Below are 14,763 nucleotides of genomic sequence, written 5' to 3'. Positions count from 1 at the left end.
AAAGCACGGCGTAATAAATGACTCAAGATTTCATTGAAACGGTCGAAATAACGGACACAATATCCACGATATTCGACTTGAATGAAATCACTCGTTACGCTTCCCCTGTTGTTCGGCGCAGTATCAGCATTGGCTGCTGCACCGGCTCCGCGCTGCGAATCGCAAACGCTCGGGCAACACACCGCAACGGTGTGCATCACTGAAGTGCCGTTCCAGCACGACTATTACTCGCTCGTGGTCGACAAGGCGCTGATCCTCACCGCGCCGGACGATTACATCGAAAACGTCTCGCTCACGCACACGATTCCCGAAGACGCCGGCATTGAATTCCCGCTCTCGAAGCAGGGCACGCCGACGGTGACCATCGCAGGCGGATGCGTGCCGGTCAGCGAAAAGCAGCCGTCGAGTTCCGGCTCGGGCACGGTGGGCGTCGAAGTCGCGCGCATGTGTTCGTTCAAATGGGGCAACGAGCCGATCGTCAAGGATCTGCGTTTCAGCTTCGAATGAAGCGCGCCTCGCCATTCGCGTAACGACATTAGAAGAAAATACACCGTGAAGTCGACCATCATTATCGCCTGCCTGGGTGCGCTCCTGGCGGGCTGCACCACGCTCGGCAAGCCGTATCCTTTCCCGAAAGACTCGGAGCCATCGGCAGATTTACGCGTGAGCGGCGCCGGGGTTTATCTGCTTTCCTTTAACGAAAAGGATTGCTATGCGGGCAAAACGCTCGTCGATGGCAATTCGGACGCCGCGCCGGTGAAAATCGTACCGGACAAGCCGCTGGTCATCTCCTACGAGGGCGACGGCTGCATGATGCAGGCGAAATTCACGCCGCGCCAAGGCACGCATTATCTAATGGTCGCGCAGGAAGGGCGCGCGCCCAGCGATCCGAACCGCTCGTGGCTCAGCGCGTTAGGGCATGTGAACGACTACCAGTGCATCATGGCCGCGATCGAAGTCGATAACGACGGCCATCCGGCCACGCCCGTGAAACTGCGAAAGGTCAGCCCGCGCCAGAAAGGGCTGACTTGTATTAAATTGCGCTGATCGTTAGATCGTTAGATCGTGAAATGCGCGCGGCCTTTGCCTGGTTATGCGCCAGGCAGAGGCTGTTGCGAATCTGCCATTGCGACTCACGCAGTCCGCCCCGCATTCATTCTCCGCAGCATCCCTCGCCGCCACATCCCCGCCAACACAGGCACAATAGCCCCAGCGCGCGCCGGTCGATCCGCTTCGACCCCGTGCCGCCCCGACTCGCCATGTCTCGCCCTGCGAGCCGCAACACCCTGATTGACAAAGATTTTCCGTGATCCAGCGCCATCCTCCCGCCGACCGTCGTTGCCCTTTCCCCGGAGGCGTCCACGATGTCCGATCCTGAGTTCCAGGTTCTCCTCGTCGACGACGACGAATCGCTGCGTGACCTCCTGCGCGAATTCTTCCAGCAGCGCAACATCGCGTTTTCGGTGCTGCACGACGCCACGCAGATCGAACGCCGCCTCGAACGCGAGCGTCCCTCGGTCATCGTGCTCGACGTGATGATGCCGGGCGTCGACGGCCTCACGGCGCTCAAACAATTGCGCGCGAGCGGCGACCGCATTCCGGTCATCATGCTCACCGCGCGCGCCGATGGCGCCGACCGCGTGGTCGGCCTCGAACTCGGCGCCGACGACTATCTCGGCAAGCCGTTCATGCCGCAGGAACTGCTCGCGCGCATTCGCGCCGTGCTGCGCCGCCAGGGCGAACCGGATCGCGGCGCGCCCGAGCGCCGCGCGCCGTGCCGCTTCGGGCCGTTCGAACTGAACTTCGCGACGCGCACGCTGCTGCGTGACGGCGAGCCGGTCAAGCTCACCGGCAGCGAGTACGCGATGCTCGAAATCTTCGCCCAGCATCCGATGGAAACGCTTTCGCGCGCGAAGCTGCTCGACCTGCTGCACGGGCCGGGCGCGGCCGTGACCGAGCGCGGCATCGACGTGCCGGTGTGGCGGCTGCGCCGCCTGATCGAAGTCGATCCATCCAACCCGCGCCGTCTGCAGACGATGCGCGGCGTGGGCTACATGTTCGTTCCCGACGATGACGCCGATGATGCATCCCTTCCGCCCGCTTGACACGCTGTTCGGCCGGCTTTCGCTGATGATCGTCGGGCTCGTGATCATGGTGCATGTCATGGCGCTGCTGCTGATCGACAAGGAGCGCGCGAAGATCGACGCACAGCGCTCGCTCAACAATCTCGTCGTGGCGGCGCAGGTGCGCGAGCGCGATCCGGTGCTCGCCGATCACGTGGCGCAGACGCTCGGCATTCGCTACGTGAGCGCGGAGCACGCGATCGCGACCGGCTGTCCCGCGCCGTGCACGGACACGGACGGTCCGCTCGAAGAGAGTTTGCGTCCGCGTCTGGGCGAGGGCAGTCACGTGGTGGTCGAGCCGCAAACCAGCAGCGTGTGGGTGCGCAAGCGCGACGCGCCATACTGGATCGTGATGCCGGGCTACATGCCGCCGTTCAGCCGCTTCATGGGTTTTTCGGCGCTCACGCTCGTGTTCGCGATCGTCACGGCGGTGATTTTCGCGTGGCAGGTGCAGCGGCCCGTGCGCGAACTCGCGCGCGCGGCGCGTGAATATCGCATCGGGCGCGGCGTGCATCGCGTGAGGCAGGCGGGACCGCACGAAGTGCGCGAACTGGTCAGCGATTTCAACGACATGGTGAGCGAACTCGCGGAAAGCGAGCGCGAGCGCTCGATCATGCTCGCGGGCATCGCGCACGATCTGCGCACGCCGATCACGCGCATGCAGCTACGCGCCGATCTGCTCGCCACGCCCGCCGACCGCGCCGCGTTTTTGCGCGAGACCGAATCGATGTCGCGCATCGTCACGCAGTTTCTCGACTTCGCGCGCGAGAACGTGACCGACTCGGTGTTCGTGAGCGTCGACGAGCATTGCCGTCGCGATTACGGCGCGCAAGCGGGCGAATCGGGCGAATCCGGCGAAGCGGGAGACGACGCGCTCGTGAAGCTCGATCTCCAGGCGGGCGAGGGCTTCATGCTGCCCGCCGTCGATCTCGACCGCATCCTTTCGAACCTGATCGAAAACGCGCTCACGTATGGCGAGCCGCCCGTGGAAGTCTCGACCGCGCTCGCCGATGGCCGTTACGTGCTGCACGTGCGCGATCACGGCGCGGGCGTGCCCGAAGCGGATCTGCATCGCGTGCAGCGTCCGTTCGTGCGTCTCGACGCGGCCCGCAGCGGCGATGCGCATTGCGGCCTCGGTCTTGCGATCGTGCGCCGTCTCGTGCGTCATCACGGCGGCGCGATGGAGGTCGCCAACGATCCGCAAGGCGGCTTCGCCGTGACGATGAGCTTTCCTTATCCGCGCAAGGCGGGTTGATCGGCGCTGCTGGCGGGCGTCGGCGCGCTGGTTACGCGCGCCGGTGTCTCGCGCATCGCCGCCGGTTGATGTACATGATCGGAGACGCTCAACTGCACGCAGCACAGCACCGTCTCCACCACGCGCGCGACGAGTAGATCGTCGGCGGCGGGCTGGCCGCTCGATAGCTGGCGGCAGAAAAATCCCGTGAGCGCCGAATAGATGAAACGCGCGGACCCGAGCGCATCGAGCGGCCCGTCGATTTCGCCGAGATGCGCGGCGTCGTCGAGTACGGCGGCGATGGTCGTTTCGGCGTGCGTGGCCGCGCTTTGCATGCGTGCGGCGAGCGGCGCGTTGCGGCGGACCGATTCGGCGTCCGCGAGCGCGATGCCGTAGAGACGGCGCGCCGAGCGGTTGCCCAGCATGCGCTTGAGACGCGCGCGCAATTCCTGCGCGAGCCAGGCCATCGGCCGCGCCGACGCCGGCCGCACGGGCAGATCGAATGGCGCGAGCGAGAGATCGGGGCGCTCGAACAGCGCCTCGAAAATCGCCGCCTTGCTGCGGAAATGCACGTAGATCGCGCCCCGCGTCACGCCTGCCTTGCTGGCGATTTCCTCAAGCGTGGCGGCCGCAAATCCCTTCTTGTAGAAGATCTGCTCCGCGCAATCGAGCAGCGTCTGACGCTGCGCGAGCGATTGCTCCCTCGTCCTTCTCATATCACTCGGCCCTTCAAATTCCGTGCGTCCCACACCGTCATGGCATCCGGCCCCACCACGCGACGACGTGACGAAACGGTGCGCGAACGCGAGTGGAACATCGACTCGCGCCGATCTTATCAACGCTCGCGCCGCGTTTGCTTAGTGAATCTTACGGAGCGTTTTTTACGTAACGCGGCGTATGTGTAGTTTGCGTAACCTCCGCGTGAAGCAATGGTTAAGGGATTGGTAAGTTAGCCGGGCAGGGGCCCGGCGCGCCTCTAGCGAATATGACAAGACACTCAGGAAATTACGCCATCACACCGGGAACGCCGTCACTCCGTACGCTCGCCGCGCACTGCGCGGTGATTTGCGCCGCCATCGGCCTTGCAGGCTGCTCGGACAAACCGCAACACACCGCCGCCGCCACGCCGGAAGTCAACGTCATGCGCGTGCAGACCACTGCCGTGCCCGTGACCGTCGATCTGCCGGGCCGCGTGAGCGCGCATCTCGTCGCCGAGGTGCAGGCGCGCGCGACCGGCATCGTGCTCAAGCGCACCTTCGTCGAAGGCAGCGAAGTGAAGGCCGGGCAGTTGCTCTATCAGATCGATCCGGCGCCCTATGTGGCGACGCTCGACAACGCCAAGGCCGCGCTCGCGAAAGCGCGCGCGACGCTGATCGCCGCGAAGGCGCAATCGGACCGCTATAAGGTGCTGGTCGCGGCCAACGCGGTCAGCAAGCAGGACTACGACAACGCCGTGGCCGCCACCGACGAAGCGCAAGCCGATGTCGAAGCCGACGCCGCGAGCGTGGAAACCGCGAAGATCAACCTGAGCTACACGACGGTCTATTCGCCGATCACGGGCCGCATCGGCAAGTCGTCGGTGACGCCGGGCGCGTACGTACAGTCGAGCGGCGCGACCGAACTCGCCACCGTGCAGCAGATGGACCCGGTGTACGTGGACCTCACGCAATCGAGCGTCGACGGTCTGAAGCTGCGCCGCGCCGCCGCCGACGGCAAGGTCACGCTGACCGGCCCGCACGCCGCGAAGGTGCAGCTGACGCTCGAAGACGGCCAGCCGTACAAGGGCACGGGCCACCTCGAATTCTCCGACGTCACCGTCGATCAGACGACCGGCTCGGTCACCGTGCGCGCGACCTTCGACAATCCGCACGACGTGCTGCTGCCGGGCATGTATGTGCGCGCGCGTATCGACGAAGGCTACAACGAGCAGGCCGTGCTGCTGCCCGAAGCCGCCGTTCAGCACGACCAGAAGGGCAACCCGACCGCGCTCGTCGTCAACGCGAAGGACCAGGTCGAACTGCGCCAGCTCACCACGGGCGGCGTGACGAACAACAACTGGATCATCGAGAAGGGTCTCGACGTGGGCGACCGCGTGGTGATCTCGGGCGGCATGAAGGTGCAGCCGGGCGAGACCGTGCACGCCGTCGATCAGGGCGCAACGCCGGTATCAGCAACGGATGCGGCTGCGGCCGCTTCCGCTTCCTCGCCCGCCGCGGCGTCCGCTGGCGCAGTGTGAGGTGACGCGTTAAATGGCTCGATTTTTTATTGACAGGCCCATCTTCGCCTGGGTGATCGCGATCATCCTGATGATGGCGGGGGTGGCCTCCATCTTCTCCTTGCCGGTGGCGCAGTATCCGACCATCGCGCCGCCTTCCATCCAGATCAGCGCGAGTTACGCGGGCGCGTCGGCCAAGACCGTCGAAGACACCGTGACCCAGGTGATCGAGCAGCAGATGAGCGGCCTCGACCATCTGCTGTACATGTCGTCGACGTCGGACGACTCGGGCGCGGCCACCATCACGCTGACCTTCGCGGCGGGCACGAATCCCGACATCGCGCAGGTGCAGGTGCAGAACAAGCTGCAACTCGCCACGCCCGTGCTGCCGACCGTCGTGCAGGAAGCGGGCATCAAGGTCACGAAGTCCAGCAACAGCTTCCTGATGGTGATGGCGTTCGTCTCGCAAGACGGCAGCATGGACCGCTACGACCTCTCGAACTACGTGGCGTCGCACATCGAAGATCCGCTGAGCCGCGTCGACGGCGTCGGCACGGTCACGCTGTTCGGCACGCAGTTCTCGATGCGTGTGTGGCTCAACGCCGACAAGCTCAACCAGTACGCGCTGACGCCGGTGGACGTGGAAACGGCCATCACGAACCAGAACGTGCAGGTGGCGGCCGGTTCGATCGGCGGCACGCCGTCCGTGAAGGGCCAGGCGATGCAGGCGACCATCACGGAAGCCTCGTTCCTCCGGACACCTGAAGAATTCGGCAACGTGCTGCTCAAGGTGAACCAGGACGGTTCGCAGGTGCGTCTGCGCGATGTGGCGCGTATCGAACTGGGCGGCGAAAACTACAACTTCGACACCAAGTACAACGGTGCGCCCGCGGCGGGCTTCGGCATTCAGCTCGCGACCGGCGCGAACGCGCTGCAAACCGAGCAACTCGTTCGCGCGAAGCTCGCGGAACTGTCGAAGAACTTCCCGCACGGCCTCGTCGTGAAGTATCCGTACGACACCACGCCGTTCGTGCGTCTGTCGATCGAGGAAGTGGTCAAGACGCTGCTCGAAGGCATCGTGCTGGTGTTCCTCGTGATGTATCTGTTCCTGCAGAACCTGCGCGCCACGCTGATCCCGACGATCGCGGTGCCCGTGGTGCTGCTGGGCACGTTCGCGGTGATGTCGGCGGCGGGCTTCTCGATCAACACGCTCTCGATGTTCGGGCTCGTGCTTGCAATCGGCCTGCTCGTGGACGATGCGATCGTGGTGGTCGAAAACGTCGAGCGCGTGATGGCGGAAGAAGGCTTGCCGCCGAAGGAAGCCACGCGCAAGGCGATGGGCCAGATCACCGGCGCACTCGTGGGCGTGGCGCTCGTGCTCTCGGCCGTGTTCGTGCCGGTGGCGTTCTCGGGCGGCTCGGTGGGCGCGATCTATCGTCAGTTCTCGCTGACGATCGTGGCCGCGATGGTGCTCTCGGTGCTCTGCGCGCTGATTCTCACGCCCGCACTGTGCGCGACCATTCTCAAGCCGATTCCGCAGGGCCATCACGAAGAGAAGAAGGGCTTCTTCGGCTGGTTCAACCGCAACTTCGACAAGAGCCGCGACAAGTATCACAGCGGCGTGCAGCATGTCATTCGCCGTTCGTCGCGCTGGTTCGTGATCTATCTCGGCGTGATCGTCGCGGTGGGCTTCCTGTTCGTGCGTCTGCCGAAGTCGTTCCTGCCGGATGAAGACCAGGGCACGATGTACGTGCAGGTGCAGACGCCGCCGGGCTCGACCCAGGAAACCACGGCGCGCTCGCTCAAGGCGGTCACCGACTATCTGCTGACCGACGAGAAGAACATCGTCGAGTCGGTGTTCACGGTGAACGGCTTCAACTTCGCGGGCCGTGGCCAGAACTCCGGCATGGTGTTCGTGCAGATGAAGGACTTCGAGAAGCGCCGCGCGTCGAACGAGAAGGTGCAGGCGCTGGTGGGCCGCGTGTTCGCGCACTTCGCGGGCGACAAGGACGCGATGATCATCCCGATCAATCCGCCTTCGATTCCTGAACTCGGCACCGCATCGGGCTTCGACTTCGAACTGACCGACAACGCTTCGCTCGGTCACGAGAAGCTGATGGCCGCGCGCAATCAACTGCTCGGTATGGCCGCGAAGGATCCGAACCTTGCGCTCGTGCGTCCGAACGGCCTGAACGACACGCCGCAATACAAGGTCGATATCGATCGCGAGAAGGCCCAGGCGATGGGTGTCGCCGCCGCCGACATCGACGATACGTTCTCGATCGCGTGGGGCTCGAAGTACATCAACAACTTCCTCGACACCGATGGCCGGATCAAGCGCGTCTACGTGCAGGCCGACGGTCCGTTCCGCATGAACCCGGACGATCTGGCCAAGTGGTACGTGCGCGGCACGAGCGGCACGATGGTGCCGTTCACCTCGTTCGCCACAGGCAAGTGGACTTTCGGCTCGCCGAAGCTCGAACGCTACAACGGGATTTCGTCGCTCGAAATCCAGGGCCAGGCGGCGGCAGGCAAGTCGACGGGCCAGGCGATGAGCGCGATGGAGCAACTGGCGGCGAAGCTGCCGGCAGGCATCGGCTATTCGTGGACGGGTCTCTCGTTCCAGGAACTGCAATCGGGTTCGCAGGCGCCGCTGCTCTACGCGATCTCGATCATCGTGGTGTTCCTGTGTCTCGCGGCGCTGTATGAAAGCTGGTCGATTCCGTTCGCGGTGATTCTGGTGGTGCCGCTCGGCGTGATCGGCGCACTGCTCGCGGTGACGCTGCGCGGCCTCGAAAACGACGTGTTCTTCCAGGTGGGGCTGTTGACCACCGTGGGTCTCTCGGCGAAGAACGCCATTCTGATCGTGGAGTTCGCGCGCGAACTGCAGGAGCAGCACGGCATGACCGCGGTCGCGGCGGCGCTGGAAGCTGCACGCCTGCGTCTGCGCCCGATCCTGATGACGTCGATGGCCTTCGTGCTCGGCGTGCTGCCGCTGTCGATCAGCAACGGCGCGGGTTCGGCGAGCCAGCACGCGATCGGCACCGGCGTGATCGGCGGCATGTTCACGGCCACGTTCCTCGCCATTTTCATGATTCCGATGTTCTATGTGGTCATTCGATCGAAATTCAGCCGCTCCGAAGACAACGCGCAGAGCGGCACCGATGCGGCCCACGGCACGCAGGAGAGCCACGATGAATAAGCTCTCGCTGACCGCGCTCGGCGTGGCGGCGGCGTTCCTCAGCGCCGCCTGCACGCTGGAGCCGCACTACACGCAACCGGCCGCGCCGGTTTCGGCGGCCTATCCCACGGGTCCGGCTTATGAAAGCCAGCCGGGTGCCGGCGCGCGCAGCGCGCAAGGTCACTCGGCCGCCGATATCGGCTGGCGCGACTTCTTCAAGGACCCGCGCCTGCAAAAGCTCATCGAGCTGGCGTTGCAGAACAACCGCGATCTGCGTGTCTCCGTGCTCAAGGTGGCGCAGGCGCGCGCGCAGTACCGCATCGAGCGCGCCAACCTGATGCCGACGGTTTCCGTGACCGGCACCGGCACGCGCACGCGCACGCCGGCCGACCTCTCGTACGTGGGCCGCGCGACGGTCGCGAGCGACTACGACGCGGCTGCGGGCGCGTCGTGGGAACTCGACTTCTTCGGCAAGGTGCGCAGCCTCTCGAACGAGGCGCTGCACACCTATCTGTCGACGGCGCAGGCGCGCAAGGCGGCGGAGCTCACGCTGATCTCCGAAGTCGCCGACCAGTACCTGACGATGCTCGCCTACGACGACACGATGAAGGTCACGCAGGAGACGCTCGACGCCGCGCAGAAATCGTACGAACTGACGAAGACGGAATTCGACACCGGCACCGGCTCGGAACTCGATCTGCGTGAAGCAGCGGGCGTGGTGCAGCAGGCGCACGCGAACTACGAGAGCGAAGTGCGTCTGCGCGCGCAGGCCGAAAACGCGCTCGTGCTGCTGGTGGGCGCGCCGTTGCCCGCCGATCTGCCCGAGGGCTTGCCGCTCGATTCGCAGGAGCTGCTCGCCGATATTCCGGCGGGCCTGCCCAGCGATCTGCTCACGCGCCGTCCCGACATTCTCGAAGCCGAGGAAACGCTCAAGGCCGCCAACGCCAATATCGGCGCGGCGCGCGCGGCGTTCTTCCCGAGCATCAGCCTGACGGGCCAGTTCGGCTATGCGAGCGCGAGCCTCGGCTCGCTGTTCAAGCCGGGTCAACTCGCGTGGGATTTCGGTCCGACGATCACGATGCCGATTTTCGAGGGCGGCGCGAACAAGGCCAGCCTCGACGTGGCGAAGCTCGAAAAAGACGAGGACGTGGCGTCGTACGAGAAGGCGATTCAGACGGCGTTCCGCGAAGTGGCGGACGGTCTCGCCGCGCGCGGCACCTACGACTCGCAGATCAGCGATCTGCGCGCGTACACCGAAAGCGAGCAGCGCCGCTACACGCTTTCGGATCTGCGTTATCGCAACGGCGTGGACAGCTACCTCTCGGTGCTGAGCGCGCAGACCGATCTGTATTCCGCGCAGCAATCGCTGATCAGCGCGAATCTGAGCCGTCTCACGAATCTCGTGGATCTCTACCAGTATCTGGGCGGCGGCTGGGTCGCACAGACCGGCGACGCACCGCGCAACGCCGATTCGGACCGCACGGCGATGGAAACGTCGCGCGCGGCCGTGCCGGCGAGCGCCGCGACCGCGGTGCGTTAATCCTGTCGAGACAGTGCGGCGCGCAGGGCGTGCCGCCGCCAGGCGCCTGGCGACACGCCCACCAGTTTGAGGAACACGCGGCTCAAGTGACTCTGATCGGCGAAACCGCATTGCGCGGCGATCTCCGAGAGCGTCATGTCGGTGCGTTCGACAAGCTGGCGCGCCTCGTCGGTGCGCTGTTCTAGCAGCCACTGATGGGGCGTGCGCCCCGTCGACTTCGAAAATGCGCGGATGAAATAGCCGCGCGACAGATTGCACTCGCGCGCGATGTCGGCAATCGACACGCCGTCGCGCGAACGCTCCAGCAGCAGTTCCTTCGCGCGTGCTTCGTTGGCCGCCGAGAGCGCGCCCTTGGCGCGTTCGTTCGCGGCATTGAAACTGCCGTACTGGCGCGCGACATGCGAGCCGATCGCGAGACCGATCTGCTCGACGAACAAGGTATTGATCGAGCCCGCGAGTTCCAGATTCGCGGCGAGCGCGCGGGCCAGATGGCCGAGCACCGCATCCTTCTGCTGCACGTCGCAGGTCAGGCCGCTGATGGCGGGCAGGTCCTGCTCGTCGGCGAGGCGGTCCAGAAAGGGCCGTGACAATTCGATCAATACGAAATCGAAATTGCCATACATATCCGCCTGATAATCTTCAGAAAAATCGCGGATATAGATCGAATCGGTATCGAAATGCCGATCTAACGTGCGTGCACCCGTAAATATTTTCCGGCGGTGCGCATGGCCTAATGAAATGCCCGTCAAAAATCCGCGTTCGCAGGCGGGCATGGTCACGCGGCTGAGATCCGCTTCTTCCATGCATTTTCGATAGAACGTGATATCCCCGCTGTCCACATGGATATCTTTTCGCAATTTGCTGGAAACACAGCCCAGATTGTCTTTGGGCGTGGCCGCAACCGGCGCGGAAATGACTCGCGAAATCATGAACGGTGACCTCGTGCCGGATTGCCCGGATGTATTGGACGGCGCGGACAACACTGCGCTGTAACCGGTTCGCCAGATTCGAGGTGACATTTATACCATTGGTCAGAAACAGCGGCAACGCGCGCCATGCCTTGCGCTTATCGGTCTGAATGCCGGCCGAATGCCCGCTGAATGCCGGTTCGGCAGTGAATCAGCTGCCGATTGCTAACAATTTCGAACCCGAAATGACTTGAAAAATAATCGCCTCGCGCGATGCGTGCGGCCCATTTGGCGCGCCTCGCCGCGCATAACGCGAATTATTGTTCAAGACGGATTTATTGCCAATCATTACACTTCGCGGCACGAAATAGAGGGGACAGCCGAAGGTCAATGAGAGGAGGCGCGATATTGGGTTCGAAACCGGGCGGTCACGCTGTTTCGAATGACGGTGTTCAACCAGGTGCGTGTCAGGTCACGTGCAAACACGCAAATATGTCCTGGAGATGACCATGATTCAGATTGGCACATTGCGGGTCAGTTTCGAGCAACGCGAGATCCGGCGCAACGGGCTCGTGATGCGCATCGGCGCGCGCGCATTCGACGTGCTTGAAGTGCTGTATCGCGCGAATGGCTCGATGCTCTCGAAGGACGCGATCATGGACGCCGTGTGGCCCGGCGCGATCGTCGAAGAGAACCGCCTGCAAGTGCACGTGGCCGCGCTGCGCAAGCTGCTCGGCGTCGAGCGCGACCTCATCAAGACGGTGGCGGGGCGCGGCTATGTGCTCGTCGTGCCGAAAGTGCATCACAGCGTGCGTGATAGCGCGCCGCCTTCGACGCTACAGCCGCCACAGCCGCCACAGCCGCCACAGCCGCCACTGTCGCCTTCGCAGCTGCAAGCGGCTTCCGTGCCTTCGTTGCCGCCGCTTCGCACCGCGCCGCTGATCGGCCGCGAAGCCGAAATCGCGCGCATCGTCGAGCAGTTCGAGCACGTGCCGGTGACCACGGTGGTGGGCGCGGGCGGCATCGGCAAGACCTGTCTCGCGCGTCACGCGGCGCGCGAAATGCAGCGCCGCCAGGGCCGCGCCGTCTGCTTCGTCGAACTGAACAAGGCCAGCTCGCGCGAGACCGTGCTTGCCGCGCTGGCTGAAGCGCTCGATCTGCCCGGCGAGCCGGGCGTGTCGCGCGAGGACGCGATCTGCCAGGCCGTGGCGGCGTCGAATTGTCTGCTCGTGCTCGATAACGCCGAGCATGTGATCGACGTGGTGGCCGGTTTCGTCGATACGCTGGTCGCGCGCCATCATGGCGCACGCCTGCTCGTGACGAGCCGCGAGCCGCTGCATATCTGGGCCGAATCCGTGCTGCGCCTCGAACCGCTCGCGGTGCCCGCCAACGGCGTGTCCACTGAGGCGATCCTCGCGCATTCCGCCGTCGCGCTGTTTCTGTGCCGCGCCCGCGCGCTCGCGCCCGATTGCGCGCGCGATCAGGCGAGCATCGCGTTGGTCGCCGAAATCTGCCGCCGCCTCGAAGGTCTGCCGCTCGCGATCGAACTGGCCGCCGCGCGCGTCGCCACGCTCGGCGTGGAAGGCGTGGCCTCGCGCCTGGACGACCGCCTCAATCTGCTCACGGGCGGCTTGCGCTCGACCTTGCCGCGCCACCAAACCTTGCGCGCAACCTTCGAGTGGAGCTACATGCTGCTCGACGGCGCGTCGCGCATTCTGTTTCGCCGCGCGGGCTGTTTTGCGGGCGCCTTCACGTTCGAGGCCGTTTGCGCGGTGACGGCCGAGCCCGGCATGTCGATCGCGGTGATCGTGTCGAGCCTCTCGGAACTCGCGACCAAGTCGCTGCTCAATGTGGAGTTTCGCGGCGCGATCGCCGTCTATCGGCTTACCGAAAGCACGCGCGCCTATGCGCTCGAAAAGCTGCGCGACGAAGGCGAATCGCAGATCATCGCCACGCGCCACGTGCGCTATATGCGCAAGCGTATCGAAGAGAGCGGACCGCTTGTCGGGCAGCCGGAACACGATGGCGCCGATGTGAGCACGCGTCTCTCGCTCGACGACGCACGCAGCGCCTACGACTGGGCCTTCTCCGACGACGGCGACAAGGTGCTCGGCGTGGCGCTCGCGGGCGCGCTCGTCGGCACCTTGCTCAGCACTTCGCACGTGCAGGAGTGCTGCCAGCGCGCGCAACGCGCGCTCGCGGTGCTCGACGCGCTGCCGGCGGGTTCCGTCGACGTCGTCTGCGAGATGAAGCTGTGCGCCGCCTACGCGACCTCGCTGCTGCACGTGGGCGACGACATGGGCCAGGCCGTCGCGTTGTGGGAGCGCGTGCTGCGTCTCGCGCGCGCCGCCGACGATGCCGACTTTGCCGCCGACGCGCTCTGGGGCCTCTGGAACGCGATGCAATCGAGCGGCGACATCCACACGTCGCTGCGTTACGCCACGCGTTTTCAGCAGGCGGTGGCGAGTGGCGATTCGCCGTGGCGGCGCTGGCTCGCGGAGCAGACGCTCGCGATTTCGCTGCACTGTTTCGGCGAGCACGATCAGGCGCGCGAACGGCTCGAACGCACCGTCGAAGCCTTCACGACGCTCGGCGCGACGATGCCGTCGCGCGGCTGGCTCACGGTGTATCCGCTGATCTACGCGCGCGGCACGCTCGCGCGCATCGCGCTGCTGCAATGCCAGCCCGCGAAGGCGATGCAACTGGTGGAGAGCACGCTCGACCTGATTCATGGCGATGCGCTGGAGCCGTCGCTGAGTCATGTGCTGGCCTGCGTGGCCGTGCCGATTGCGCTCGACTGCGGCGAGAAGCAGGCGGCGGCCAATTATCTGTCGCTGCTGCGTTCACAGTCGGCGAGTCATCGGCTGGGCATCTGGCTCGATTACGCCGAATGCCTGGCAGCGAAGCGCGACATGCTCGCGGGCCACGCCGACGTCGCGCTCGAACGGCTGGAAAACGCGTTGCCGCGTCTTGCATCGCGCGGCTTCCGGCGCGTGGTCACGCCGTTCGTCGTGCTGCACGCGCAGGCGCTCGCGCACGCGGGCCGCTTCGACGAAGCGCGCACGCGGCTCGACGAGGCGCTTGTGAATGCGCGCGCGAATGGCGAACGTTACTTCGCGCCCGAGTTGCAGCGCGCGCGCGGCTGGCTGGAGTTGCGTCGGGCGGCGCAGCGCGGCACGCCGCCCGACGACGCGGCGCGGCGCGAGGAAGCGGGGCGGCGTCTGCTCGACGAAGCGATCTCGATGGCGCACGCGGATGGCGCGCCGCTGTGGGCGCTGCGCGCCACGCTGGATCTCGCGGCGTATGAGCGGGACAAGGGCGAGACGACGCGCGCGGCGGCCTTGATCGAGGGCTTGAATGCGTCGGGTTGGGATCTGACCTCGAACGCACCCGACTTTCAGCGTCTCGCGGCGCTCAGGCAGGCGCTGCAAGCGGCGCGCGCGCAGCACGCGGAACGGCTTCAACCGCAGTAAGCGCCGCGCGCGCGGCTGAAACCGGCGACGCCTGAAAACGCCCGAGAGCGCCTGAAATCCGCGCAGTTTGCGCGCTGGCATAATGCCCG

10 protein-coding genes are annotated in these 14,763 nt (G+C 65.2%); 8 read left to right on the top strand and 2 right to left on the bottom strand.

Annotated elements, in window-relative coordinates; translation table 11 throughout:
- Window positions 1-81: 81 nt before the first annotated feature.
- From LDO54_RS24900 to LDO54_RS24885, 4 genes are all read left to right on the top strand, one after another.
- Window positions 82-507: a hypothetical protein gene (locus LDO54_RS24900; protein ID WP_224013334.1), complete on the top strand. Its 426-nt coding sequence runs from the start codon at window positions 82-84 to the stop codon at window positions 505-507.
- A 45-nt stretch (window positions 508-552) separates the two neighbouring features.
- Window positions 553-1,047, top strand: a complete 495-nt coding sequence (locus LDO54_RS24895; protein WP_224013333.1) for a hypothetical protein — start codon at window positions 553-555, stop codon at window positions 1,045-1,047.
- Window positions 1,048-1,364: 317 nt separating this feature from the next.
- The gene (locus LDO54_RS24890; RefSeq protein WP_224013332.1) at window positions 1,365-2,105 is read left to right on the top strand and encodes a response regulator; all 741 of its coding nucleotides are present in this window, start codon (window positions 1,365-1,367) and stop codon (window positions 2,103-2,105) included.
- Window positions 2,080-3,378 carry an ATP-binding protein gene (locus LDO54_RS24885; RefSeq protein ID WP_224013331.1) on the top strand — a complete coding sequence of 433 codons (1,299 nt, stop codon included), beginning with the start codon at window positions 2,080-2,082 and terminating at the stop codon, window positions 3,376-3,378. Before LDO54_RS24890 ends, LDO54_RS24885 begins: the two co-directional genes overlap by 26 nt.
- Here the strand turns inward: LDO54_RS24885 and LDO54_RS24880 are convergent.
- The gene (locus tag LDO54_RS24880) at window positions 3,357-4,073 is read right to left on the bottom strand and encodes a TetR family transcriptional regulator (RefSeq protein WP_224013330.1); all 717 of its coding nucleotides are present in this window, start codon (window positions 4,071-4,073) and stop codon (window positions 3,357-3,359) included. The genes LDO54_RS24885 and LDO54_RS24880 overlap by 22 nt on opposite strands.
- A 344-nt stretch (window positions 4,074-4,417) precedes the next feature.
- Between LDO54_RS24880 and LDO54_RS24875 the strand changes: the two genes are divergently transcribed.
- From LDO54_RS24875 to LDO54_RS24865, 3 genes are read left to right on the top strand one after another with little or no spacing between them, the layout of a single operon-like run.
- Window positions 4,418-5,593 carry an efflux RND transporter periplasmic adaptor subunit gene (locus LDO54_RS24875; protein ID WP_405045117.1) on the top strand — a complete coding sequence of 392 codons (1,176 nt, stop codon included), beginning with the start codon at window positions 4,418-4,420 and terminating at the stop codon, window positions 5,591-5,593.
- A 13-nt stretch (window positions 5,594-5,606) separates the two neighbouring features.
- Entirely contained in the window at window positions 5,607-8,774 is a 3,168-nt protein-coding gene (locus LDO54_RS24870; protein ID WP_224013329.1) for an efflux RND transporter permease subunit, read from the top strand.
- The gene (locus LDO54_RS24865; protein WP_224013328.1) at window positions 8,767-10,293 is read left to right on the top strand and encodes an efflux transporter outer membrane subunit; all 1,527 of its coding nucleotides are present in this window, start codon (window positions 8,767-8,769) and stop codon (window positions 10,291-10,293) included. The genes LDO54_RS24870 and LDO54_RS24865 overlap by 8 nt, the downstream gene beginning before the upstream one ends.
- Here LDO54_RS24865 and LDO54_RS24860 read toward each other — a convergent pair.
- Window positions 10,290-11,222 carry an AraC family transcriptional regulator gene (locus LDO54_RS24860; protein ID WP_224013327.1) on the bottom strand — a complete coding sequence of 311 codons (933 nt, stop codon included), beginning with the start codon at window positions 11,220-11,222 and terminating at the stop codon, window positions 10,290-10,292. The two genes, LDO54_RS24865 and LDO54_RS24860, sit on opposite strands and share 4 nt — an antisense overlap.
- A 488-nt stretch (window positions 11,223-11,710) precedes the next feature.
- Between LDO54_RS24860 and LDO54_RS24855 the strand changes: the two genes are divergently transcribed.
- Window positions 11,711-14,674, top strand: coding sequence for an ATP-binding protein (locus tag LDO54_RS24855; protein WP_224013326.1), 2,964 nt, complete (start codon window positions 11,711-11,713; stop codon window positions 14,672-14,674).
- Window positions 14,675-14,763: the final 89 nt, after the last annotated feature.

This window comes from Paraburkholderia tropica, from assembly GCF_914484835.1.
Taxonomy (GTDB): domain Bacteria; phylum Pseudomonadota; class Gammaproteobacteria; order Burkholderiales; family Burkholderiaceae; genus Paraburkholderia; species Paraburkholderia tropica_A.
The sequence above is the reverse complement of the archived record's forward strand: the minus strand, read 5'-3'. Positions and strand labels throughout refer to the sequence as shown.